Raw genomic sequence first — 22,342 nt, forward strand, 5'->3', positions numbered from 1 at the left:
GAACGGACGCTTCCTTTGTACTCACCCGAGAGACTCTCTCGCGGCTTTCCTCCGGGCGCTTCCCTTCGGTCTTGCGTTTCCGACTCTATCAGATCCTTTCGGGCCCGATTCCCTGTCGGAGGGGATTTGCCGTTAGGCTTTGGCTTTCGCCTGTCGGCCTTTCGACATTCACTACGTTAGCCGACTCCCCAGCCAACTCATAATCGAGTTCCGCAGGTTCCGAATTCAGACGTGCGGACACGCCGAACTCGCCCCCGCTGAAGGGAGTCATAGGTAGTGGGTTGGCCGCTTCCGGCTGCAGGCGAACGCCGTACCCGGGTCAAGCGGCTCGGGCTACCTTACGCACCTTGGGAAGGTGCGTCAACTTCGGCGACGCTTGGGCACGTGGGCCCGATAGGGGCTCACGGTCGGGTCGTTGGCGATCCAGAAGCGCCAGGGGTGGACACCTCCGTCGCCGGCCACCCCGGTGCGGGGGCCGTTCAGTACCTGGTCGGAAGTGACGGGCGTACCGGTCAGCATCCGTAGCGGGGTGTCCTGCGGGGTGCAGGCGTCCGTGCCGTCCAGGGCGCGGTCCACGCCCAGGGCCGTGGCGAGGCGGGCGGGCCCTTTGGCCAGTTCCTTGTCATTTCGGGCCGATAGTCGACGTTTGCGCGCCAGTTCGGCGCCCTCGACGATCTCGCCGGCGCGGAGCAGAACAGCACTCGCCCTGTCCTCGGGACCGCACACCAGGTTCATGCAGAACCACATGCCGTAGGTGAAGTAGACGTACACGTGTCCGGGGGGACCGAACATCACATCGTTGCGGGCCGTGCGGCCCCGATAGGCGTGGGAGCCGGGGTCGCTCGGACCGTCGTAGGCCTCGACCTCCGTCAGGCGGAGGGCGATCGGACCGTCCGGCGTGGTGCGTACGAGGGTGCGGCCCAGGAGGTCGGGGGCGACTTCCAGGACAGGTCGGTCGAAGAACTCCCTGGAGAGGGGCGTACGGTCGGGGGTCGCGATCATGCCGTCCGAGGGTAGTGCAGACGGGTGGGCGCAACGGGGTGGTGCGGGGGCGTTCGCCTTGCCAGGGTGAGGACACGGAACCGGCCGCGACCGGAACGCGTTTCTAAGGATCAAGGATCCACACGAGAGGGAGAGACATGGCGTTCAAGAAGCTGCTCGCGAGCCTGGGGGCCGGCGGGGCTTCGGTGGAGACGGTGCTGACCGAGGTCAACGTCGTTCCGGGTGGTGTCGTCCAGGGTGAGGTGCGGATCCAGGGTGGGTCCGTCGACCAGCAGATCGAGGCGCTGTCGGTCGGTCTGCAGGCCAAGGTCGAGGTCGAGAGCGGTGACCAGGAGTACAAGCAGGACATCGAGTTCACCAAGGAGCGGCTCGGCGGCGCCTTCGAGCTGAAGGCGGGCGCCGTTCATACGGTCCCGTTCGGGCTGGAGATCCCGTGGGAGACGCCGATCACGACGATCGACGGGCACTCGCTGCCGGGGATGCACATCGGAGTGAGCACGGAACTGGAGATCGCCCGGGCGGTGGACTCCGGTGACCTCGACCCGGTCAACGTGCACCCGCTGCCCGCGCAGAAGGCGATCCTGGACGCCTTCATCCAGCTGGGCTTCCGGTTCAAGAACGCGGACATGGAGCGCGGCCACATCCGGGGTACGCGACAGAGGCTGCCGTTCTACCAGGAGATCGAGTTCCTGCCGCCGCAGCAGTACCGGGGGCTGAACCAGGTCGAGCTGAGCTTCGTCGCCGACGCGAGCGCGATGGACGTCATCCTGGAGATGGACAAGAAGCCGGGTCTGTTCAGCGAGAGCAGCGACACCTTCCGGTCGTTCCAGGTGGGTCTGCACGACTACCAGGGCACCGACTGGGCGGCTTACCTCAATCAGTGGCTGTCCGAGGTCGGCAGCAAGCGCAACTGGCTCTAGGCTCGGAATCACAGACTCCAGAACCGATCAGGAGGTACCGAGGTGACCGAGCTCAAGAGGCGGCCGCTCCCCCACGACTTCCATCCGCCCGTGCCGTCGTTCACGGTGGCGAGCGAGGACGTCACGGAGGGCGTGACACTCAAGGACGCTCAGGTCCACGCGGCCGGCAACACCTCGCCGCAGCTGCGGTGGGAGGGCTTCCCGCCCGAGACCAAGAGCTTCGCCGTGACCTGCTACGACCCCGACGCTCCGACCGGCAGCGGGTTCTGGCACTGGGTCCTTTTCGACATCCCGGCCTCGGTGACCGAGTTGCCGTCGGGTGCCGGCAGCGGCAAGTTCGAGGGCCTGCCGAAGGGTGCCGTACAGGCGCGGAACGACTACGGGACGAAGGAGTTCGGTGGTGCCGCGCCACCGCCAGGGGACGGACCGCACCGGTACGTGTTCACGGTGTACGCGGTGGACCAGGAGAAGCTCGGTCCCGACTCGGACGCCTCTCCCGCTGTTGTGGGCTTCAACCTGCGGTTCCACACGATCGCGCGTGCCCAACTGGTCGGTGAGTACGAGGTGCCCGCCCAAGAAGCCTGACGTTCGTAGAACGTTTGCCCGTCCCTGGTCTTGGAAGTGATCAGGGGCGGGCACTTTTTATTTCGTTGTCCATCTCGGCGTGCCCGGCCAGAGTTGATCCCAGTCCGTCGAGGGGCGGGCGGGTGCACACGGGAGGTGGGCTGGTCATGCGGGACACGCTGGTACTGAACGCGAGCTTCGAGCCGCTGTCGACAGTGACGTTGAACCGAGCCGTCGTTCTGGTGCTGCAGGACAAGGCCGTCGTCGAGCAGTCCCACCCCGAACTGCGTATGCGGGGAGCCGCGGTCGACATACCGGCGCCCCGGGTGATCAGGCTGTGCAGGTACGTGAGGGTGCCTTTCCGAAGACAAGCCCCGTGGTCCAGGCGGGGTGTTCTGGTGCGGGACAGGCACAGGTGCGCGTACTGCGGCAGGCGGGCGACGACCGTGGACCACGTGGTGCCGCGGTCGCAGGGTGGTCAGGACACCTGGTTGAACACGGTGGCCTCGTGCGCGCAGGACAACCACCGCAAGGCGAACCGGACTCCGGAGGAGGCGGACATGCCGCTGCTGCGACTGCCGTTCGAGCCGACGCCGGCTGACGCGATGCTGTTGGCGCTGGGCAACGAGAACTTCGGTGCGTTGCCGGAGTGGCTGGCGCGGGAGGCCGCGTAGCGTCTGCCGGGATCGGTTGTGTTGCGGCTGCGGGTCCGTTGTGGCTGGTCGCACAGTTCCCCGCGCCCCTTGGGGGGTGCGGGGAACCTTTGTTTTGAGGCGACGTCAGTCGATCGGCGGATTCTCTCGGCGTTCCGTGGCGCCGTTACCGGAGTTGCCTCCGCCCGAACCGCCGCCCATGCCACCGAAGTTGCCCATGGCGCCGGACAGGCCCTTGAGGGCGTCGCCGATCTCGCTGGGCACGATCCAGAGCTTGTTGGCGTTGCCCTCGGCGATCTTCGGGAGCATCTGGAGGTACTGGTAGGAGAGGAGCTTCTGGTCCGGGTCGCCGGCGTGGATCGCCTCGAAGACCGTACGGACGGCCTGGGCCTCGCCCTCTGCGCGCAGGGCGGCGGCCTTGGCCTCACCTTCGGCGCGCAGGATCTGGGACTGCTTCTCGCCTTCGGCGGTGAGGATGGCGGCCTGGCGGGTGCCTTCCGCGGTGAGGATCGCGGCGCGCTTGTCACGGTCGGCGCGCATCTGCTTCTCCATCGAGTCCTGGATGGAGGTGGGCGGTTCGATGGCCTTCAGTTCCACGCGGTTGACGCGGATGCCCCACTTGCCGGTGGCCTCGTCGAGGACACCGCGCAGGGCCGCGTTGATCTCCTCGCGGGAGGTCAGTGTCCGCTCCAGGTCCATACCGCCGATGATGTTGCGGAGCGTGGTGACGGTGAGTTGCTCGATCGCCTGGATGTAGCTGGCGACCTCGTAGGTCGCGGCCCGGGCGTCGGTCACCTGGTAGTAGATGACGGTGTCGATGTTGACGACCAGGTTGTCCTGGGTGATCACCGGCTGCGGCGGGAACGGCACGACCTGTTCACGCAGGTCGATGCGGTTGCGGATGGTGTCTATGAACGGGACGACGATGTTGAGGCCCGCGTTGAGTGTCCGGGTGTAGCGGCCGAAACGTTCGACAATGGCCGCGCTCGCTTGCGGGATGACCTGGATCGTCTTGATCAAGGCGATGAAGACCAACACCACCAGGATGATCAAAACGATGATGACCGGTTCCATCGTGTTCCCCGAACCCTTCTCCGCCTCGGCGTTTTTGGAAGATCTTATGGTTGTTGAAGATCTTGCTGGTCGAGTCTGACAGACCGTCGCGTGCCTCGTGGCCGTTCCGTCCAGTTACGTCATGCGGTTACGTCATGCCCCAACTGGCAAAGTCACATGACGATCGCAGTCGCGCCCTCGATCTCCACGACATCCACTTCCTGGCCTACTTCGAAGGCGATGCCGGTGTCGAGGGAGCGGGCCGACCAGACTTCGCCGGCGAGCTTGATCCGGCCGCCGGAGCCGTCGACGCGTTCCAGGACGACGGCTTGTCTGCCTTTCAACGCGTCCACGCCGGTGGCGAGTTGGGGTCGCTGTGAGCGGTGCCGGCTGGCGATGGGCCGTACGACGGCGATGAGGGCGATCGAGACGATCACGAAGGTGAGCACCTGGACGACCACGCCCGCGCCCAATCCGGCCGCGACGGCGGCGGCCACCGCACCCACCGCGAACATGCCGAACTCCGGCATCGCGGTCACCACGAGCGGGATTCCGAGCGCTGCCGCGCCGACGAGCCACCACACCCACGCGTCGATGTCGTTCACGTGGTCATGGTAGGGCTGCAAGTCCTGCCGCCGACAGGGCGCATGGCGCCTTGGAACAGCTTCTTACCCGGGTTTTCACATGGTCCGGACGGGGTTTCAGGACAGCGGGAGGCCCTGTGCGGTCCAGCGGTCGCCGAGTTGCTCGACGACGAGCGGGAGACCGAAGCAGAGGGAGAGGTTGCGGGAGCTGAGTTCGAGCTCCAGCGGGCCGGCCGCGAGCACCCTGCCCTGACGGATCATCAGGACGTGGGTGAAGCCGGGGGCGATCTCCTCGACGTGGTGGGTGACCATGACCATCGAGGGCGCGATCGGGTCGCGGGCGAGACGGCCGAGGCGGCGTACCAGGTCCTCGCGGCCGCCCAGGTCGAGGCCGGCGGCGGGCTCGTCGAGGAGCAGCAGCTCGGGGTCGGTCATGAGCGCGCGGGCGATGAGGGTGCGCTTGCGCTCGCCCTCGGAGAGCGTCCCGAACCTGCGGTCCACGTACTCGGTCATGCCCAGGCGGTCGAGGAAGGCGCGGGCGCGCCGCTCGTCCACGTCCTCGTACTCCTCCTGCCAGCCGGCGGTCATGCCGTAGGCGGCGGTGAGTACGGTCTGCAGGACGGTCTGGCGCTTGGGGAGCTTGTCCGCCATGGCGATGCCGGCCATGCCGATGCGCGGGCGCAGTTCGAACACGTCGGTGCCGGGGGTGCCGAGGGTCTCGCCGAGGATGGTGGCGGTGCCCTTGCTGGGGTAGAGGTAGCTGGACGCGACGTTCAGGAGGGTGGTCTTGCCGGCGCCGTTCGGGCCGAGGATGACCCAGCGCTCGCCCTCCTTCACCGACCAGGAGACCTGGTCCACCAGAGCCCGGCCCTCGCGGACCACGGATACGTCCTGAAGCTCCAGAACATCGCTCATGAGCGCGTTGTCTCCCCTTGCTGTGTGGCCGGTCTCGGCTGTCGCGTTCGGCTGTGGCTCGATCCGCCGCGCCGGTGGGCGCAGCCCTCGAAGAAATCTACGCCACCGGTCGGCAGCTCCATTCCATCGGTCCGGTCCTTAGGGTGGAGGCATGCTTTCGGAACCACGTTCAGGACGCCTTGCCGCCTGGGGAAATGCCCTGTTGGCCGGACTTGTCTCGCCGGACGACGCCGTACTCGCCATCGTGGGCGAGGACGCCGTGCACCGGGTGGAGGGGCTGCCGGGTGAGTCGGTGCCCGTCGGTCTCACGCTCGCGCTGGGGCGGCTGCGGTCGCTCGGGGTGGCGGGGCTGCGGGTCGCGCTGCCCGCGTCCGGGCATCCGCTGGGGCTGAGCGGACCGCCGGAGTTCAACGCGCGGGCGTTGGACGCGGAGGAGGCCGTGGTCTGTCATGGGGCCGCGCTCGGGCTGGTGCCGGAGGTGTACGAGGTCGGGCCCGAGGGTGATGTGCATGCCGAGGTGGTGTGGCATGTGCTTCCCGTACGGGAGGCGCCGCCCGCGGACGTGCCGTCGCTCGGGGAGGCCGAGCGGGAGCTGGCGGAGGCGCTGCGGGATGCGACCGCGGTGCTCACGCGACTGGACGTGGCCGGGTCGGGGCCGGTGGCGGAGGCCGCGGTCGAGGCGTACCGGGCGCGAGTCGAGGGGGCGGCGCGCAGCGCCTCGTTGAGGGGCGGTGGTCGGGCGACGGGCGGGAGGGGTCGGGAGGTGCTGGCGCCGGGGTATCCGCCGCGGGCGGTGCGGGTGCTGGAGTTGGCGCAGCGGGTGGGGCTGCTCGTTTCCCTGGCGTACGAGAACGGGCATGGGGGCGCGGTCAGCTCCGCTGAGATGGGGGCGCGTTCCGAGGCTCTGCGGCCGGTGGAGCGGACGGCTCGGCGGGCGGTTGTCGCCGCGTACAACGCGTTTGTGGAGGAGCGGGAGAGGGGCGTGCGGTGATCGGTCGTTGGTGTGGGCGTTCATAGCTGATCCGAAGGTCGATACGGGGATTCGACCGCCGCTGCCCGTTCGGATCGTTCGCACGACAAAAGGACCGGCCTCCCGGGTGGGCCCGGGAGGCCGGAGGTCATTGCCCGTCGGCGACGGGTGTCAGCGGTTGATGCCGAGGTTGCCGAAGGCGGGGTTCAGCACGCCGATGACGTTCACGCTGTTGCCGACCGCGTTCACGGGGATGTGCACCGGGGCCTGGACGAGGTTGCCCGAGGCGACGCCCGGGGAGCCCACGGCCTTGCCGTCGGCGTGCGCGTCGGTGGCGGAAGCCATTCCGGCACCGGCGGCGATCAGTCCGCCGGCCACCATCGTCACGGCCGCTGCCTTCTTCAGGTTCTTCACTTCTGAGCCCTCCCTAGCGATTGCCGCGGCAGTCGCCGCAGCACGCACTGGAGAACGGCGGAGATCGGCGAAGGATGCGCCATCCGGGGGACATTCCCACGACGGTATGAATCTCAGACCGGAGTGGAACGCTCCGTATTGCCGCGGGGAGTGCCCGCCGGGCGCGTTTCAGCCGGTCACACCATGGCGTACGGCCCACAGGGCCGCCTGGGTGCGGTCGGCCAGGTCGAGTTTCATCAGGATGTTCGAGACGTGCGTCTTGACGGTCTTCTCGGACAGGACCAGGGCGCGGGCGATCTCTCGGTTGGAGCGGCCGTCCGCTATCAGCCCGAGCACCTCCCGCTCCCGCTCCGTGAGCGAACCGCCCCTGCCCTGGCCCGAGTTGCTGACCTCCTGTGACAACAGGGCGCCCGCGACCTCCGGTTGGAGGAGGATGTGGCCCGCGTGGACGGAGCGGATGGCGCCGGCCAGGGCGTCGGGGTCGACGTCCTTGTAGACGTACCCGGCGGCGCCGGCTCGTAGGGCCGGGACGACCGTGCGCTGCTCGGTGAAGCTGGTGACGACGAGGACGCGCGCGGGGTTGTTCAGTTCGCGGAGTTTGCGCAGCGCCTCGACGCCGTCCATGACCGGCATCTTGACGTCCATGAGGACCACGTCGGGTTTCAGTTCCTCGGCACGGGCGACGCCCTCGGCGCCGTCGGCCGCCTCGCCCACGACCTCGATGTCGTCCTGGACCTCCAGGAACGTGCGCAGCCCCCGGCGGACCACCTGGTGGTCGTCGACGAGCAGCACCTTGATTGGGTCAGCCACCGGGGACCTCCAGCTCGATCGTGGTGCCCTTGCCGGGCGCCGATTCCACGGTCAGTGTGCCGCCGACCCCGCTCGCCCGGTCCCGCATGGAGACCAGGCCGAGGTGGCGCCCCGCGCGGCGTACGGTCTTCGGATCGAAGCCGCTGCCGTCGTCCGTCACCCGGAGCACGGCACCGCCGTCGCGTCGGTCGACGGCCACCTGGACGTGTTCGGCACCCGAGTGACGCAGGGCGTTGTGCAGTGCCTCCTGAGCGACGCGGAGCGCGGCTTCCTCCTGGGCGGCGGGCAGCGCGCGGACGCCGTGGCTGACGAAGGTCACGCGCGCGGTGTGCGCCCGGTCGAGGACCTGGACGTGGGTGCGGAGGGTCGCGACCAGGCCATCCTCATCCAGTGCCGCCGGGCGCAACTCCACGACCGCGGCGCGCAGTTCGTCGGCGGCCTCGGCGGCGAGCACGGCCACCTGCTGGAGTTCGCCCTTGGCGCGGGACGGGTCTCGGTCGATCAGGGCTGCGGCGGCCTGGGCCGTCAGGCGCAGGGAGAACAGCTTCTGGCTGACCGCGTCGTGCAGCTCATGGGCGAGCCGGGAGCGTTCCTCGGCGATGGTCAGCTCGCGGCTGCGTTCGTACAGGCGGGCGTTGGTGAGGGCGATCGCCGCGTGCTGGGCGAGGATCCCCAGGAGTTCCGCGTCCTCCTCGGTGAAGCCGCACCGGCTCTCCGGCTCGGGGCCCCGGAGGTCCCCCTCCCCGGGACGCAGTTTGTTCGCGAGGAACAGGGCGCCGATGACCTCGTCGCCGTCGCGGATCGGCAGGCCCAGGAAGTCCGACATCTCGGGGTGGGCGGAGGGCCAGCCCTCGAAGCGGGGGTCCTTGCGCACGTCGGCGAGGCGCTCCAGGCGGGCCTCCTGCAGCATGGCCGCGAGGATGCCGTGCTGGCGCGGGAGCGGGCCGATGGCCTTCCACTGGGCGTCGCTGACGCCGTCCACCACGAACTGGGCGAAGCCGCCGTGATCGTCGGGGACGCCGAGCGCGGCGTACTGCGCGTCGAGCAGTTCACGCGCGGAGGCGACGATCGTCTTGAGGACGTCGCGCACCTCCAGGTGCCTGCTCATGGCCAGCAGCGCGGAGCTCACCGCTGCGAGGCCGGACCGGGGTCCTTGACTCATGCCCTCACGGTACCGGCGGGGTGTGACAGTCCGTATCGGACCTGTGGCGGCCGTCGCCTAGGGCGGGGGACCTAGGGCGAAGGGCCTCACCTGTCTGCGGCCCGCGTCCGAGGCGGCGGGGGTGACCCGGTTCCTACGTTGGGGGCACGTCGATCAGGAGACGTCGAGGACGAGGGGACGTGTGTCATGCCGGTAGCGATCATCACGGGGGCCTCGAAGGGGCTGGGACGGGCGCTGGCCGACGCCCTGGCCGGCCGGGGCTGGGATCTGGTGCTCGACGCCAGGGGCGCCGAGGCCCTCGCGGAGGCGGCCGAGGCCGTGTCCGCGCACGGGACGCGCGTGACGGCCCTGCCAGGGGACGTGACGGACGCCGCCCATCGCGGCGAGCTGGTGGCGGCGGCCTCCAAGCTCGGCGGGGTCGACCTGCTGGTCGGCAACGCGAGCGCGCTGGGTGCCGAACCGCTGGTCCGGCTGGCGGAGCTGCCGCTGGAGGGACTGCGGCGGGCGCTGGAGGTGAACGTGGTGGCCGCGCTCGGCCTGGTCCAGGAGGCACTGCCTCTGCTGCGGGCCTCCGCGGCGGGCACGGTGATCACGGTCAGCTCGGACGCGGCCACGGAGGCGTACGAGACGTGGGGCGGCTACGGGGCGTCGAAGGCGGCCCTGGACCATCTCGCGGCGGTGCTGAGCGAGGAGGAGCCCGGGTTGCGGGTCTGGGCGGTCGACCCCGGGGACATGGCGACGGACCTGTACGCGGCGGCCGTACCGGAGGACGAGGACCCGCGGCCGGAGCCGGTGACCGTGGTGCCGGCGTTCCTGCGGCTGCTGGACGAGCGACCCGCGAGCGGGCGGTACGGGGCTGTCGCGCTGCTGGAGTCACGATGACGCTTGCCGTGCGAGTGCCGGAGAAGTTGTCGGCGCGGGTGCCGGCCGAGCAGCGGGGGCGCGGGCGGGACCGGGACGCCGTACGACTGCTGGTGTCGCGGGGCACGGAGGTGTCGCACCGCGTGTTCGTGGAGTTGCCACGGCTGCTGCGGGCGGGGGATCTGTTGATCGTCAATACGTCCCCCACGCTGGCGGCGGCCGTGGACGGGCGGATCGGGGACGCGCGCGTGGTGGTGCACTTCTCCACGTTCGGGGACGACGGGCGGTGGGCGGTGGAGCTGCGGGATCCCGACGGAACGGGCACCACGCGCGCGCGTGCGGGTGGGCCCACGGGGACGGAGGTGCGGCTGCCCGCGGGGGTGCGGTTGGTGCTGGAGGAGCCGGTGGGCGCGGGGAGCGAGCGGCTGTGGTGGGCTCGGGTGTCGGCGGCGAAGGGCTCGGGGGTCCTCGGGCTGATGCGGGAGTACGGACGGCCCATTCGTTACTCCTACACGGAGCGGGACCAGCCGTTGTCCGTGTACCAGACGGTGTTCGCGCTGCCTTCGCCGGACGGGTCGGGCAGTGCGGAGATGCCGAGCGCGGCGCGGCCGTTCACCGCACGGCTGGTGGCGGAGCTGGTGAGCCGGGGTGTCCGGTTCGCGCCGGTCGCGCTGCACGCCGGGGTGGCCTCGGCGGAGGCGCACGAGCCGCCGTATCCGGAGCGGTTCGCGGTGTCGGAGGCCTCGGCGGAGTTGATCAACGCGGTGAGGGCGGGGGCCGGGCGGGTGGTGGCGGTCGGTACGACGGCCGTACGGGCCGTGGAGTCGGCGGCCGGGCCCGACGGGGTCGTCCGCGCCCGTGCGGGGTGGACCGATCTCGTGGTCACCCCGGAGCGCGGGGTGCGGGTGGTGGACGGGCTGCTGACCGGCCTCCACGAGCCGGAGGCCTCGCATCTGCTGATGCTGGAGGCGATCGCCGGACGGGCCGCGGTCGAGCGCGGTTACGAGGAGGCGCTGCGCGGGCTCTACCTGTGGCACGAGTTCGGGGATGTGCACCTCGTCCTCCCGGGGGAGAACCCTCACACACAGCATTGCGCCAGCAACGGTTGGTGAGACTTCTATGCGCTCGATGTGAGCCCGGACATAGGGCGCACATCACGTACGAGGAGAGATAGGAGACAAAGGGTTCCTACCTGAACGGGGCAGACGTTCTAGTCTGTCCCGTTTTGCCCTTCCCCGATCCACTACTCGGGGTCGTACGTCACACCTTTGCCTGGGCATTTTGCGGCCGCTAAGAATGGCTGCCGTCGCTCAGCGCCGTGGGTTCGTCCGCGGCGTTTGTGCCAGAAGCACCCGTCCCTCACCGGACGACGAGCGACCTCCGCGCTATTCGAAGAGGTCCATTCGCATGCTCCAGAACATCAAGTCCCGAAGTCGCGCCCTGACCCGCACGCACAAGATCGGGATCGCCGGTGCCGCCACGCTCAGCGCCGCCGCGATCGCGTTCACCGCGGTTCCGGGCGGACAGACGACCACGTCCGAGGCGGCCTCCGCCCCCGCACACGTGGCCTACAGCTCCGAGCAGCTCAAGGGCCTCCAGTCGGGCGCCACCGAGCAGCTCACCGGTGCCGGCTCGGGCAAGGCCGTCGAGGCGAAGACGGAGGCCAAGGCCAAGGCAGAGGCCGAGGCGAAGGCGCAAGCCAAGGTGAAGGCGGTAGCCAAGGCCAAGGCGGAAGCCAAGGCGAAGGCAGAGGCCAAGGCCAAGGCCGCCGCGAAGAAGAAGGCCGCCGAGGCCGCCGCCAAGAAGGCCGAGCAGGCGCGCGAGAAGAAGGCCGCGAGCCGGGCCGCCAAGCGTCCGCACGTCAAGGCCGTCGCCGCGAAGACCTACACCAACAACCTCGACGGCTGGATCAGGGAATCCCTGGACATCATGAAGTCCAAGGGCATCCCGGGTTCGTACAACGGTCTGTACCGCAACATCATCCGGGAGTCCTCGGGCAACCCGAACGCGATCAACAACTGGGACATCAACGCCATCAACGGCATCCCGTCGAAGGGGCTGCTCCAGGTCATCCCGCCGACATTCCAGACGTACCACGTCTCGGGCACGTCCTGGAACATCTACAACCCGGTCGCCAACATCACCGCCGCCGCGAACTACGCGGCCGACAAGTACGGCTCGATGGACAACGTCAACAGCGCGTACTGAGGCCGCGCGGACCTCTTCACGCCGAAGGGCGGCACCCTCACCGGGTGCCGCCCTTCACCGTCGTAAAAAGACACTCACTTGCGCATGACCTCGGGCTCGTGGCGGCGCAGGAAGCGGGCCACGAAGAAGCCGCAGATCACACCGAGGACGATCAGGGCGGCCATGTCCATGCCCCAGGCGCCGACCGTGTGCTCCCACAGCGGGTCGCTGTCGCCGCCGTCCTTGGGCGGACTGATCTTGTTGAAGTCCAGCGTGGCGCCCGCGGCGGCGACCGCCCAGCGGGACGGCATCAGATACGAGAACTCGTTGACGCCGACCGCGCCATTCAGGGTGAACAGGCAGCCGGTGAACACGACCTGGATGATCGCGAACATGACCAACAGCGGCATGGTCTTCTCGGCCGTCTTCACCAGCGAGGAGATGATCAGGCCGAACATCATCGAGGTGAAGCCCAGCGCCATGATCGGGATGGAGAGCTCGACCATGGTGGCGCTGCCGAGGACCAGGCCCTGTGTCGGGATCTCCCGGCTGGCGAACCCGATGACACCGACCAGCAGGCCCTGGAACACGGTGATCAGGCCGAGCACGAACACCTTGGACATCAGGTACGCGGAGCGGGACAGGCCGGTGGCGCGTTCCCGCTCGTAGATGACCCGTTCCTTGATCAGCTCACGGACGGAGTTCGCGGCGCCCGCGAAGCAGGCGCCGACCGCGAGGATCAGCAGGACGGTGGTGGCCGTGCCGTTCGGGACGATCCGGCCGGTCTTCGGGTTCGCCGGGTTGGGCAGCAGGCTGTTGCCCGAGTCGATGAGCAGGCTCACCGCGCCGAGGACCGCCGGCAGGATCACCATCAGGGCCAGGAAGCCCTTGTCGGAGGCGATCACCGAGGTGTAGCGACGCACCAGGGTGACGAACTGGGACATCCAGCCCTGCGGCTTCGGCGGCTTCATCGCCTGCATCGGCGGCATCTGTACGGACTGTGGTGCGACGGCGTCGATGTCCGCGGCGTACATCTGGTAGTGCTGCGAGCCCTTCCAGCGGCCCGCCCAGTCGTAGTCGCGGTAGTTCTCGAAGGCGGAGAAGACGTCGGCCCAGGTGTCGTAGCCGAAGAAGTTCAGGGCCTCCTCCGGCGGACCGAAGTAGGCGACCGAGCCGCCGGGCGCCATCACGAGGAGCTTGTCGCAGATCGCCAGCTCGGCGACGGAGTGCGTGACGACGAGGACCGTACGGCCGTCGTCGGCGAGGCCGCGCAGCAGCTGCATGACGTCGCGGTCCATGCCCGGGTCGAGGCCGGAGGTCGGCTCGTCCAGGAAGATCAGCGATGGCTTGGTGAGCAGCTCCAGAGCCACCGAGACGCGCTTGCGCTGGCCGCCGGAGAGGGAGGTGACCTTCTTCTCCTTGTGGATGTCCAGCTTCAGTTCGCGCAGTACCTCGTCGATACGGGCCTGGCGCTCGGCGCCCGTGGTGTCGGCGGGGAAGCGCAGCTTGGCCGCGTACTTGAGGGCCTTCTTGACGGTCAGTTCCTTGTGCAGGATGTCGTCCTGCGGGACCAGACCGATGCGCTGGCGCAGCTCGGCGAACTGCTTGTAGAGGTTCCGGTTGTCGTAGAGGACGTCGCCCTGGTTGGCGGGCCGGTACCCGGTGAGCGCCTTCAGGAGCGTCGACTTGCCGGAACCGGACGGACCGATGACCGCGATCAGCGACTTCTCCGGGACGCCGAAGGAGACGTCCTTGAGGATCTGCTTGCCACCGTCGACCGTGACGGTCAGATGGCGGGCCGAGAAGGACACCTCACCGGTGTCGACGAACTCCTCGAGACGGTCCCCGACCAGGCGGAACGTGGAGTGGCCGACACCGACGATGTCGTTCGGGCCGAGCAGTTGCGTGCCGCCCTTGGCGATCGGCTGGCCGTTGACGTACGTGCCGTTGTGCGAGCCCAGGTCACGGATCTCGAAACGGCTGTCGGGCGTGGCGTGGAACTCCGCGTGGTGCCGGGAGACCTGGAGGTCGGAGACGACCAGCTCGTTCTCCAGCGCGCGGCCGATCCGCATCACGCGGCCCAGCGAGAACTGGTGGAACGTGGTGGGGCTGCGGTCGCCGTACACCGGCGGCGCCCCCGCGCCACCACCGGGAACCTGCTGCGCGTACGGCGCGCCCTGGCCCTGCTGCTGCGGGACCTGCGGCACGCCCTGCTGCGGCTGCTGCCAGCCGGGCTGCGCGGCCTGCTGGGGCGGCACCTGCTGAGGCGGGGCCTGCTGGGGCGGGGCCGCCGCCCAGCCGGGACCGGCGCCCTGGGCCGCGTACGGCTGCTGCTGGGGCTGGGCCTGCGGCGAGTCGACGGCGGCCGCGGCCGCGGCACCGGAGAGGTTCAGGCGCGGTCCGTCGGTCGCGTTGCCGAGGTGCACGGACGAGCCGGGGCCGATCTCCATCTGGTGGATCCGCTGCCCCCGCACGAACGTGCCGTTGGTGCTGCCGTGGTCCTCGATGACCCAACTGCGGCCACTCCAGCTGATCGTGGCGTGCCGCCACGACACCCTGGCGTCTTCGAGTATCACGTCCCCCTGCGGATCACGTCCGAGGGTGTATGGCCTGGACGCATCGAGCGTCCAGGTCCGTCCGTTCAATTCCAGTACGAGTTCCGGCACTCCATGCCCCACTGAGTAGTCCCCCGAGTTACCCCCATCACAGGGAGTCTAGGGATGTCGAACATCGTCGGGAACTATTTCAGGCTCGGCCCCCTGACCGAAAGTCGGGCCTTGGGAAGGCGGAGTACGCCGGCTTCGACTGTTTCCGTTGACGGGGTTGAAACCGGCCCGGAGAGTGGTAATCCACGCGAGGGGGACATGCGCGGCGACTCGGCCGCGCAGCGGATCGGGGGGTCTGCCATGAGTGCGTCCATGAGCGTCGAGACCACGAAGCCGGGCACGAGGCTGCCGTGGGTCGACATCCTGCTCTCCGCGATCGCCTCCGTGAGCTGGGCGTTGATCGGGATGGCGGGTACGGCGGCGCTCGGTCTGCATCTGCTCGAGGCCGATACGGCGAGCTCGCTCGGCCCGATGACCGCGGCGGTTGTGGCTCTCGGTGCGGGTGGTTCTGTCACTCCGTCCGGCGATGTGTCCGCGTTCGGCCTGACGGGCGCGGAAGCGGCGACTGCCATAGAGATCACGCCACTGGGAGTGAGCCTGGTGGGCGGGCTGCTGTTGTCGTGGTTCTTCCTACGGTCCCTGCGCACGGCCGGAGTTGTGATCGCCCCGTCCGAACTCCTCGCGCGCGCGGGCGCGGTGATCGCGGTGTTCGTGGCCACGCTGGGCGGGCTGGCCTGGGCGGGGCACGACGTCATCACGATCGACGGGAGTTCGCTGGGTCTGGACGACCTGACCGGCGGTGGCGGTGGCGGGGGCGGCGGCATCGAGATTCCCGGGGTGGGCGACATCGGGGACATCGGGGGGCTGCTGCCGGACCGGATCGGCGGCCTCATCGACGCGAAGGCGGCGGTCGGCTTCACGGTGGACACCGCGGCGACCCTGCTCGGCGGGCTCGGCTGGTCGGCCGGGATCCTGCTGATCGCGCTGCTGGCCTCGCGCCGGACCCCGCTGCCACGCGGCTGGGAGGTCGTGCACCGGGTGGTCCGGCCGGCCGCGTCCGCCCTCGTCACGGTGCTGCTGGTGGCGGTGGCCGCGGGGTTCGCCGCGGCGGCGTACGCGGCGATCGGGGACGACCATCCGAAGCGGATCGCGGGAGCGGCGCTGCTGGGCGCGCCGAACGGGGTGTGGCTGGGCGTGCCGATCGGCCTGTTCGTGCCGTGGGACGGCAGGGCGACGGGCGAACTGACCAGGGTCCTTCCGGCCCCCCTGGACGACCTCTTGGGCAACGGCTCGAACCAGTCCATCACACTGGGCCGCCTGGCCGAACTGGACGGTCGGGTGTGGCTGTTGGGCATCGCGACGGCGCTGATGATGCTGTTGGCGGGGGTCCTGATGGCTGTGCGGACTCCGGTGGGGGCGGGGTTCGCTGTACGGGGCCCCGGGGCCCTCGGTTTCGCGGGGCGGTGTGCCCTACGGCTGGGGATCGCGACCGCGTTGACGCTCCCCCTGCTCGCCTGGCTGACGGAGGTGTCGGTGGACGCCTCGCTGTCCGTGCTGGGCTTCGACGCGTTCGGCGCCGGAATCGACCTGCACGGGCATCTCGGTATGGCGTTGCTTCTCGGCGCGCTGTGGGGTGCGGTCGCCGGAGCCCTCGGCGCGCTGCTCGCCCGTGCGACGGGAGCGGCGGGGCAGCGGGCGGCGCCGCTGGCACGGGGGGACGTGGCGGGGGTGCGGAGTGTGGGGGCTCCGGGGACGGAGGACGGGGGGCGTGTTCGGTACGGGGGTGAGGGCGGCGGGCCGTACGGGGGTGAGCCGGGGAGGCCGGAGGGTCGGTATGTGGCCGGGACCGGGGCCGGAGGGCCGTACGCCGGTGGGGCCGGGCAGGCGTACGGGGGTGAGCCTGGGCGATCCCACGAGGGTGGTCCGGCGGATCCGTACGCGGCTGAGCGTGGAGGGCCCTACGCGGGCGGGCCCGGGGTGCCGCCGCCCCCAGGTGCGCCCGGGGTGCCGCCGTACCCAGGTGAGCCCGGGATGCCGCCGCACCCAGGTGAGCCCGGCGCGGGATCGAAGCCGTACCCGGCGGAGCCCCGAGGTCCGCACGCGGGTGAGTCCGGGCCCTACTCCCCCAGCGAGCCGCACCGGCCGCCGAACCCGGCCACCAATCCGTATCTGCGGGTGCCGGAGGAGATGCGGGAACCGCAGGACGCGCGACCGCCGCAGACAAGGCCGGCACCTGGGGCTGGGGCGGTGCCCGGGGCGGGGCGCCCGCCCGGTGCCGACATGTACGGCGCGCCCACGGTGGCCCGGCCGCTCGGGCCGCCTCCACGGGCACCCCGCAGGCCTCCCGAGCCGAGGTCCGAAGAGCGCCCGCCGTCCACGCCGGACGACGGGCCACCGCCACCGCCACCGCCGCCCCCGCCTCCTCCCCCGCCGCCGAGGAGGCCGAAGCGGGGACGAGACTGACCCGCGCGCCCGAGCGGCCCCGGCTCCTAGGGCCCCATGCGATGCCGTGGTCGCACCGTCTTCGACAACGGAGTCGCCCCGTGACCGTCGCCGCGGTGGTCCGCGCCGCGCAACGATGGTCGAGTCGTAAGGTCAGGTCCACCAGGCCGCCATCGAGTGTTCCGTGTCCGTCAGACGGACCTCGGGAGCGGGAGGCACTGGGTGCCGGTTACGGTGGAACCACCATGAGCGCTTCGCAGACCTCGTCCTATGAGTCCTCTGACGCCCCCACCCTTCTCGTCAAGATCTTCGGGAAGGACAGGCCAGGCATCACGGCCGGACTCTTCGACACCCTCGCCGCCTACTCCGTCGACGTGGTCGACATCGAGCAGGTCGTCACCCGTGGTCGGATAGTGCTGTGCGCCCTCGTGACCGCGCCGGACCGCGGTCTCGACGGCGATCTGCGCGCCACCGTCCACAGCTGGGCGGAGTCGATGAAGATGCAGGCGGAGATCATCTCCGGCCACGGCGACAACCGGCCGCGTGGGCTTGGGCGTTCCCTGGTCACCGTGCTCGGACATCCGCTGACCGCGGAGGCGACGGCGGCGATCGCCGCTCGTATCACCCGGGCCGGCGGCAACATCGACCGTATCTTCCGACTGGCCAAGTATCCCGTGACGGCCGTGGAGTTCGCGGTGTCCGGGGTGGAGACCGAAGTCCTGCGCACCGCCCTGATGACCGAGGCGGCGGCGCTCGGCGTCGATGTCGCGGTGGTCGCGGCCGGTCTGCACCGGCGGGCGCAGCGCCTGGTCGTGATGGACGTCGACTCGACGCTCATCCAGGACGAGGTGATCGAGCTCTTCGCCGCGCACGCCGGCTGTGAGGACAAGGTCGCCGAGGTGACCGCGGCGGCGATGCGCGGTGAACTGGACTTCGAGCAGTCGCTGCACGCACGCGTGGCGCTGCTGGAAGGGCTGGACGCCTCGGTGGTGGACAAGGTCCGCGCCGAGGTGCGGCTGACGCCCGGGGCGCGCACTCTGATCCGTACGCTGAAACGGCTCGGCTTCCAAGTCGGCGTGGTGTCGGGTGGGTTCACCCAGGTCACCGATGATCTGAAGGAGCGGCTGGGGCTCGACTTCGCCCAGGCCAACACGCTGGAGATCATCGACGGGAGGCTGACCGGCAAGGTCACCGGCGAGATCGTGGACCGCGCGGGCAAGGCGCGGCTGCTGAGCCGGTTCGCCGCCGAGGCGGGCGTACCGCTGTCCCAGACGGTGGCGATCGGTGACGGTGCCAACGATCTGGACATGCTGAACGCGGCCGGACTCGGGGTCGCCTTCAACGCCAAGCCGGTGGTGCGGGAGGCCGCGCACACCGCGGTGAACTTCCCGTTCCTGGACACGGTCCTGTATCTGCTGGGCGTCACCCGCGAAGAGGTCGAGGCGGCGGACGCGCACGTGGAGGACTGAGCAGGACGTCGTGCGGGAACTGAGCAGGACCGCATGCGAAGAGGGGCCCGGCACTGCCGGGCCCCTCTTCGCATGTCTCGCGGGGGTCGGTCAGTCGGACGGTGCCCAGTAGTCGAGGAGGGTCGCCACGCCCGGCTCCAGGGCCTTCCAGGAGCCGCTGAAGGACAGGACGGCGAAGGCGGCGGCAGGGAAGCCGCGCAGGCTCATCCGGTCACGGGCATCGCCCTCGGCCGAGCCGGCGAGGATGTCCGCGAGGCCCTGCACACCCGGGTTGTGGCCGACCAGGAGGACGCGCTGCGCGTCGTCGGGGGTTTCGTTCAGCAGGGCGATCAGCTCACCGGGCGAGGCCTCGTAGATCCGCTCCTCGTAGACCGTCTTCGGTCGCTGCGCGAATTCCTGGACGGCGAGCTTCCAGGTCTCACGGGTCCGGATCGCGGTGGAGCACAGGGCCACATCGAAGGAGAGGCCGGTGTCGGCCAGCCTCCGTCCGGCTTCGGCCGCGTCCTTTCGGCCACGATCGGCGAGCGGCCGCTCATGATCGGCGACCTGTGGCCAGTCGGCCTTCGCATGCCGGAAGAGGACGATCCTGCGGGATTCTGCGACGCTCATGGGATCCAGCTTCGCATGAAACAGGCCATGGGGCGCGAGGAGTTGACGGGCGGCTCCGGCCGTGCTCAGCGCGATATCAGCTGCTGGACGTGCTCGAAGAGCCGGGTGACGGCGGGGTCCCCGGTCGCCGCCTGGGCGTCCGTGGGGTTCAGGATCAGCGCCAGCAGCACGACGAAGGCGAGCGTCGGCAGGGCAAGCGCCCACCAGGGCAGCCGGATGTCGAGACCGTCCCGAGGGGCCGAGTGGGGCCGGGTGTGCATAGGGGCCGACATGGGTGCCTCCGCTGCTCTTCGAGTGGTCCGTGGTCCGCCTTTCGCGGCCACATCTCGAAGCTACGGAATCCGCGCCTGTCAACCCATCCGGTGATCCACCCAGTTGACCCTGACACTCACCCCCTAGGGGATGGTGGGGCTAGCCCCACCCCTGGGCACAACGATCAGTTCACGGCGAGGCGATCGTCGCGATGATGGCGATGATCACGAAGATGGCGAAGAACGAGCCGAAGACCAGCAGCATCTTCTTCTGGCCGTTCTGGGGGTTCGGGTCGAGCACTGGCATACGGCAAGTCTCGCACCGGTCCCCCGCGACGGCTCCCCCGGGGTGAGGTCAGGGGTTCCCGCACCGGATCAGCGGGCCGCCTCGTCCTCCACCGTGCGGTTGCGTCCCGCGAGGACGCCCACCACCATCTGCGGCAGCATCAGGGCCGCCATCAGGGCGATCGGCAGGTCCCAGCCGCCGCTGCTCTGGTAGAGCACGCCCACCAGGAGCGGGCCCGGGATGGAGATCAGGTAGCCGGTGCTCTGCGCGAAGGCCGACAGCTGGGCGACGCCGGCACCGGTCCGGGCCCGCATCCCGACCATCGTGAGGGCGAGCGGGAAGGCGCAGTTGGCGATGCCGAGCAGCACGGCCCAGGCCCAGGAGCCGGCGGCCGGCGCGAAGTACAGGCCCGCGTACCCCGCCAGGCCACAGACGCCGAGCACCAGGACGACCGGCCCCTGGTGCGGCAGCCGGGTGGCGACGCGCGGGATGACGAAGGCCAGCGGCACGCCCATGGCCATCGTGACGGCGAGCAGCAGTCCGGCCGTGCTCGCGGGCACGCCCGCGTCCCGGAAGATCTGCGCCATCCAGCCCATGGTGATGTAGGCGGAGGTGGCCTGGAGGCCGAAGAAGACGGCGAGCGCCCAGGCGGTACGGCTCCGGGTGATCCGTATCGCGGCCGGTGCCTCCTCCCGCTTGGGTTCGGCCGTCGCGGAAGCGGGCGAGCCGGTGCTCCGGTCCCGTACGAGCGGAATCCACGGCAGGACGGCGGTCGCCGCCAGGACGGCCCACACGGCGAGCCCGGAACGCCAGCTGCCGCCGAGCGCCTCGGTCATCGGCACGGTCACGGCCGCCGCGGACGCCGTGCCGAGCGCGAGGGCCATCGAGTAGAGGCCGGTCATGGAGCCGACCCGGTCCGGGAACCAGCGCTTGACGATGACGGGCATCAGGACGTTGCTGACGGCGATGCCCATGAGGGCGAGGGCGCTGGCGGCCAGGAATCCGGCCGCGCCGCCCGCGTACGGCCGTATGAGCAGGCCCGCGCTGATGGCGACCATGCCCGCGCACACCACCGCGCCCGCTCCGAAGCGGCGGGCCAGTCGCGGGGCCATGACGCCGAAGACGCCGAAACAGAGCGGGGGTACGGAGGTGAGGAGTCCGGCCACGCCGCCGCTCATGCCGAGTCCGTCGCGGACCTCTTCGAGGAGCGCGCCGAGACTGGTGATGGTGGGGCGCAGGTTCAGGGCGGAGAGCACGATGCCGACGACGACCAGACGGGTCGCCCACGCGCGCGTGGTGCCACCTGCGGGCACGGCGGCTCCCTGGAAGTCGCTCGTGGCCGATCCGCGTGAACCGGGTGCGTTCGGCGCATCGCGTACGTTCGGGGCGTTCGTCGTCCGGGTTTCCTCGCGTGGCATGCCGACCATCATAGAATCATGGGATGATTGGTTGTCCACTTCCGGGTCGCCCGCATCGGCCCCGCCCGTGCGAAGGTGTGCCATGCCTCTGAGCCATCCCCGCCGGTCGGCACTGTCCGAGCAGGTCATCGCCGCGCTGCGGCACGAGATCACCTCGGGCGAGTGGCCGGTCGGCTCCCGGATCCCGACGGAGCCCGAACTGGTCGAGCAGCTCGGTGTCGCGCGCAACACCGTCCGCGAGGCCGTCCGAGCGCTCGCGCACAACGGTCTGCTGGACATCCGTCAGGGTTCGGGCACCTTTGTCGTGGCGACCAGTGAGCTGGCGGGTGTGATGCAGCGCCGCTTCGCGGACGCGGACCCCCGGCACATCGCCGAACTGCGGTCCACGCTGGAGTCGTCGGCCGCGCGGCTGGCCGCCGAGCGGCGCACGGAGAAGGACCTCAAGCAGCTCGACGCGCTCCTGGTGCGACGCGAGGTGGCCTGGGACTCGGGCGACGCGGAGGCCTTCGTGACCGCGGACGCGACCTTCCACCTGGCGGTGGTGGCCGCCTCCCACAACGACGTGATGTCCGCGATGTACGCCGACCTGGGCGAGGTGCTGCGGGACTGGCTGCGTGAGGATGTCGGCGCGGAGCTGACGCCGGAGGCGCACATGGACCACGCACGGCTCGTCGACGCGATCCGCGCGGGTGACGCCCCGGCGGCGGCAGCGGAGGCCGCGAGCTATCCGTTCCTGTGCCGTCCGGGCCGGTTCAGCGAGCCGGCCGTTCCTTCCGGTCCTGCGGCCGCTGACGGTGGCTGACCCACACCGAGCGGACCTCCTTCCAGCAGCGGCCGGTCAGGCGCACGGTCTGCGCGGGCCCGGCCGCGACCGCGGCACCGTCACTGTCGAGGTCCCACCAGCGGTCGCACTCGATGTGCAGGCTGACGTGGTCGACCGGCACATACGGGTTGTGGCAGTAGGCGGTCACGCGGGAGCCGGTGATCCGGCTGCGGCAGGTGGCGCCGAACGGTTCCGGGGCGACGGCCGTGCGTGCGTGCACGCGCGCGTGCGGCGTCGCGTCGTACGGCAGGGACAGCACGAGACAGACGGCGACAGTCACTGAGGCCAGGCTGCGGGACAGGCGCACAAGGGGACCTCCTCGGCCGGGCTGGGGAGGGGAGCG

General features: G+C 70.2%; 23 protein-coding genes. 10 read left to right on the forward strand and 13 right to left on the reverse strand.

The window, feature by feature from the left end; translation table 11 throughout:
* Window positions 1-360: 360 nt before the first annotated feature.
* Window positions 361-1,002, reverse strand: coding sequence for a DNA-3-methyladenine glycosylase (locus AB0H86_RS38505; RefSeq protein ID WP_362449777.1), 642 nt, complete (start codon window positions 1,000-1,002; stop codon window positions 361-363).
* A 137-nt stretch (window positions 1,003-1,139) separates the two neighbouring features.
* Between AB0H86_RS38505 and AB0H86_RS38510 the strand changes: the two genes are divergently transcribed.
* The 3 genes from AB0H86_RS38510 (at window position 1,140) to AB0H86_RS38520 (ending at window position 3,160) form a co-directional block, all read left to right on the forward strand.
* On the forward strand, window positions 1,140-1,922 hold the full coding sequence (locus AB0H86_RS38510; protein ID WP_362449779.1) for a sporulation protein: 783 nt from the start codon (window positions 1,140-1,142) through the stop codon (window positions 1,920-1,922).
* A gap of 42 nt (window positions 1,923-1,964) precedes the next feature.
* Window positions 1,965-2,507: a YbhB/YbcL family Raf kinase inhibitor-like protein gene (locus AB0H86_RS38515; RefSeq protein ID WP_362449781.1), complete on the forward strand. Its 543-nt coding sequence runs from the start codon at window positions 1,965-1,967 to the stop codon at window positions 2,505-2,507.
* Window positions 2,508-2,653: 146 nt separating this feature from the next.
* On the forward strand, window positions 2,654-3,160 hold the full coding sequence (locus AB0H86_RS38520; RefSeq protein ID WP_362449783.1) for an HNH endonuclease: 507 nt from the start codon (window positions 2,654-2,656) through the stop codon (window positions 3,158-3,160).
* A 105-nt stretch (window positions 3,161-3,265) separates the two neighbouring features.
* Here the strand turns inward: AB0H86_RS38520 and AB0H86_RS38525 are convergent, their stop codons facing one another.
* From AB0H86_RS38525 to AB0H86_RS38535, 3 genes are all read right to left on the reverse strand, one after another.
* Window positions 3,266-4,213, reverse strand: a complete 948-nt coding sequence (locus AB0H86_RS38525) for an SPFH domain-containing protein (protein WP_362449785.1) — start codon at window positions 4,211-4,213, stop codon at window positions 3,266-3,268.
* Between the two features lie 152 nt (window positions 4,214-4,365).
* Complete coding sequence (locus AB0H86_RS38530) at window positions 4,366-4,797, reverse strand: NfeD family protein (protein ID WP_362449787.1); 432 nt, start codon at window positions 4,795-4,797, stop codon at window positions 4,366-4,368.
* A gap of 96 nt (window positions 4,798-4,893) precedes the next feature.
* Complete coding sequence (locus tag AB0H86_RS38535; RefSeq protein ID WP_362449789.1) at window positions 4,894-5,691, reverse strand: ABC transporter ATP-binding protein; 798 nt, start codon at window positions 5,689-5,691, stop codon at window positions 4,894-4,896.
* Between the two features lie 151 nt (window positions 5,692-5,842).
* Here AB0H86_RS38535 and AB0H86_RS38540 point away from each other — a divergent pair, with 151 nt between their 5' ends.
* Entirely contained in the window at window positions 5,843-6,682 is an 840-nt protein-coding gene (locus AB0H86_RS38540) for a hypothetical protein (RefSeq protein ID WP_362449791.1), read from the forward strand.
* Between the two features lie 150 nt (window positions 6,683-6,832).
* Here the strand turns inward: AB0H86_RS38540 and chpE are convergent, their stop codons facing one another.
* The 3 genes from chpE to AB0H86_RS38555 all read right to left on the reverse strand — a co-directional run bounded on the left by chpE (window position 6,833) and on the right by AB0H86_RS38555 (window position 9,047).
* A complete protein-coding gene (chpE, locus tag AB0H86_RS38545) occupies window positions 6,833-7,075 on the reverse strand; it encodes a chaplin ChpE (protein ID WP_362449793.1) in 243 nt (80 codons plus the stop codon).
* A 168-nt stretch (window positions 7,076-7,243) separates the two neighbouring features.
* Window positions 7,244-7,885: a response regulator transcription factor gene (locus tag AB0H86_RS38550; RefSeq protein ID WP_362449795.1), complete on the reverse strand. Its 642-nt coding sequence runs from the start codon at window positions 7,883-7,885 to the stop codon at window positions 7,244-7,246.
* A complete protein-coding gene (locus AB0H86_RS38555) occupies window positions 7,878-9,047 on the reverse strand; it encodes a GAF domain-containing sensor histidine kinase (protein WP_362449797.1) in 1,170 nt (389 codons plus the stop codon). The genes AB0H86_RS38550 and AB0H86_RS38555 overlap by 8 nt, the downstream gene beginning before the upstream one ends.
* A 186-nt stretch (window positions 9,048-9,233) precedes the next feature.
* Here AB0H86_RS38555 and AB0H86_RS38560 point away from each other — a divergent pair, with 186 nt between their 5' ends.
* From AB0H86_RS38560 to AB0H86_RS38570, 3 genes are all read left to right on the forward strand, one after another.
* Window positions 9,234-9,929 (forward strand): SDR family NAD(P)-dependent oxidoreductase, encoded by a 696-nt coding sequence (locus AB0H86_RS38560; RefSeq protein WP_362449799.1) that lies wholly within the window; start codon window positions 9,234-9,236, stop codon window positions 9,927-9,929.
* Window positions 9,926-11,020, forward strand: a complete 1,095-nt coding sequence (locus AB0H86_RS38565) for an S-adenosylmethionine:tRNA ribosyltransferase-isomerase (RefSeq protein WP_362449801.1) — start codon at window positions 9,926-9,928, stop codon at window positions 11,018-11,020. Before AB0H86_RS38560 ends, AB0H86_RS38565 begins: the two co-directional genes overlap by 4 nt.
* 295 nt (window positions 11,021-11,315) lie before the next feature.
* On the forward strand, window positions 11,316-12,116 hold the full coding sequence (locus AB0H86_RS38570; RefSeq protein WP_362449803.1) for a transglycosylase SLT domain-containing protein: 801 nt from the start codon (window positions 11,316-11,318) through the stop codon (window positions 12,114-12,116).
* Between the two features lie 74 nt (window positions 12,117-12,190).
* On the opposite strand, the gene AB0H86_RS38575 is transcribed toward AB0H86_RS38570, so the two are convergent.
* Window positions 12,191-14,761, reverse strand: coding sequence for an FHA domain-containing protein (locus AB0H86_RS38575; RefSeq protein WP_362449805.1), 2,571 nt, complete (start codon window positions 14,759-14,761; stop codon window positions 12,191-12,193).
* 240 nt (window positions 14,762-15,001) lie between these two features.
* On the opposite strand from AB0H86_RS38575, the gene AB0H86_RS38580 reads away from it, so the two are divergent.
* Both AB0H86_RS38580 and serB read left to right on the forward strand, forming a co-directional pair.
* Window positions 15,002-17,164 (forward strand): streptophobe family protein, encoded by a 2,163-nt coding sequence (locus AB0H86_RS38580; RefSeq protein WP_362449807.1) that lies wholly within the window; start codon window positions 15,002-15,004, stop codon window positions 17,162-17,164.
* A 224-nt stretch (window positions 17,165-17,388) separates the two neighbouring features.
* Entirely contained in the window at window positions 17,389-18,612 is a 1,224-nt protein-coding gene (gene serB / locus AB0H86_RS38585; protein WP_362449809.1) for a phosphoserine phosphatase SerB, read from the forward strand.
* A gap of 90 nt (window positions 18,613-18,702) precedes the next feature.
* On the opposite strand, the gene AB0H86_RS38590 is transcribed toward serB, so the two are convergent.
* The 4 genes from AB0H86_RS38590 to AB0H86_RS38605 form a co-directional block, all read right to left on the reverse strand.
* Window positions 18,703-19,221, reverse strand: a complete 519-nt coding sequence (locus AB0H86_RS38590; protein ID WP_362449811.1) for a histidine phosphatase family protein — start codon at window positions 19,219-19,221, stop codon at window positions 18,703-18,705.
* A gap of 65 nt (window positions 19,222-19,286) precedes the next feature.
* Window positions 19,287-19,493, reverse strand: a complete 207-nt coding sequence (locus AB0H86_RS38595) for a hypothetical protein (RefSeq protein WP_362449813.1) — start codon at window positions 19,491-19,493, stop codon at window positions 19,287-19,289.
* A 169-nt stretch (window positions 19,494-19,662) separates the two neighbouring features.
* Complete coding sequence (locus AB0H86_RS38600) at window positions 19,663-19,779, reverse strand: SGM_5486 family transporter-associated protein (RefSeq protein WP_086023195.1); 117 nt, start codon at window positions 19,777-19,779, stop codon at window positions 19,663-19,665.
* Window positions 19,780-19,847: 68 nt separating this feature from the next.
* Window positions 19,848-21,188, reverse strand: a complete 1,341-nt coding sequence (locus AB0H86_RS38605; RefSeq protein ID WP_362449815.1) for an MFS transporter — start codon at window positions 21,186-21,188, stop codon at window positions 19,848-19,850.
* Between the two features lie 70 nt (window positions 21,189-21,258).
* On the opposite strand from AB0H86_RS38605, the gene AB0H86_RS38610 reads away from it, so the two are divergent.
* Window positions 21,259-21,978, forward strand: a complete 720-nt coding sequence (locus tag AB0H86_RS38610; protein WP_362449817.1) for a FadR/GntR family transcriptional regulator — start codon at window positions 21,259-21,261, stop codon at window positions 21,976-21,978.
* On the opposite strand, the gene AB0H86_RS38615 is transcribed toward AB0H86_RS38610, so the two are convergent.
* Window positions 21,929-22,306, reverse strand: coding sequence for a hypothetical protein (locus tag AB0H86_RS38615; protein ID WP_362449819.1), 378 nt, complete (start codon window positions 22,304-22,306; stop codon window positions 21,929-21,931). The two genes, AB0H86_RS38610 and AB0H86_RS38615, sit on opposite strands and share 50 nt — an antisense overlap.
* Window positions 22,307-22,342: the final 36 nt, after the last annotated feature.

Origin of the sequence: Streptomyces sp. NPDC050997 (assembly GCF_040660135.1) — a bacterium.
Lineage (GTDB): Bacteria > Actinomycetota > Actinomycetes > Streptomycetales > Streptomycetaceae > Streptomyces.

Coding starts and splice junctions, on each gene's coding strand:
- AB0H86_RS38505 (WP_362449777.1), bottom strand. CDS start 1,002: ATGATCGCGACCCCCGACCGTACGCCCCTCTCCAGGGAGTTCTTCGAC.
- AB0H86_RS38510 (WP_362449779.1), top strand. CDS start 1,140: ATGGCGTTCAAGAAGCTGCTCGCGAGCCTGGGGGCCGGCGGGGCTTCG.
- AB0H86_RS38520 (WP_362449783.1), top strand. CDS start 2,654: ATGCGGGACACGCTGGTACTGAACGCGAGCTTCGAGCCGCTGTCGACA.
- AB0H86_RS38525 (WP_362449785.1), bottom strand. CDS start 4,213: ATGGAACCGGTCATCATCGTTTTGATCATCCTGGTGGTGTTGGTCTTC.
- AB0H86_RS38535 (WP_362449789.1), bottom strand. CDS start 5,691: ATGAGCGATGTTCTGGAGCTTCAGGACGTATCCGTGGTCCGCGAGGGC.
- AB0H86_RS38540 (WP_362449791.1), top strand. CDS start 5,843: ATGCTTTCGGAACCACGTTCAGGACGCCTTGCCGCCTGGGGAAATGCC.
- AB0H86_RS38555 (WP_362449797.1), bottom strand. CDS start 9,047: ATGAGTCAAGGACCCCGGTCCGGCCTCGCAGCGGTGAGCTCCGCGCTG.
- AB0H86_RS38560 (WP_362449799.1), top strand. CDS start 9,234: ATGCCGGTAGCGATCATCACGGGGGCCTCGAAGGGGCTGGGACGGGCG.
- AB0H86_RS38565 (WP_362449801.1), top strand. CDS start 9,926: ATGACGCTTGCCGTGCGAGTGCCGGAGAAGTTGTCGGCGCGGGTGCCG.
- AB0H86_RS38570 (WP_362449803.1), top strand. CDS start 11,316: ATGCTCCAGAACATCAAGTCCCGAAGTCGCGCCCTGACCCGCACGCAC.
- AB0H86_RS38580 (WP_362449807.1), top strand. CDS start 15,002: ATGAGTGCGTCCATGAGCGTCGAGACCACGAAGCCGGGCACGAGGCTG.
- serB (WP_362449809.1), top strand. CDS start 17,389: ATGAGCGCTTCGCAGACCTCGTCCTATGAGTCCTCTGACGCCCCCACC.
- AB0H86_RS38590 (WP_362449811.1), bottom strand. CDS start 19,221: ATGAGCGTCGCAGAATCCCGCAGGATCGTCCTCTTCCGGCATGCGAAG.
- AB0H86_RS38595 (WP_362449813.1), bottom strand. CDS start 19,493: ATGTCGGCCCCTATGCACACCCGGCCCCACTCGGCCCCTCGGGACGGT.
- AB0H86_RS38600 (WP_086023195.1), bottom strand. CDS start 19,779: ATGCCAGTGCTCGACCCGAACCCCCAGAACGGCCAGAAGAAGATGCTG.
- AB0H86_RS38605 (WP_362449815.1), bottom strand. CDS start 21,188: ATGATGGTCGGCATGCCACGCGAGGAAACCCGGACGACGAACGCCCCG.
- AB0H86_RS38610 (WP_362449817.1), top strand. CDS start 21,259: ATGCCTCTGAGCCATCCCCGCCGGTCGGCACTGTCCGAGCAGGTCATC.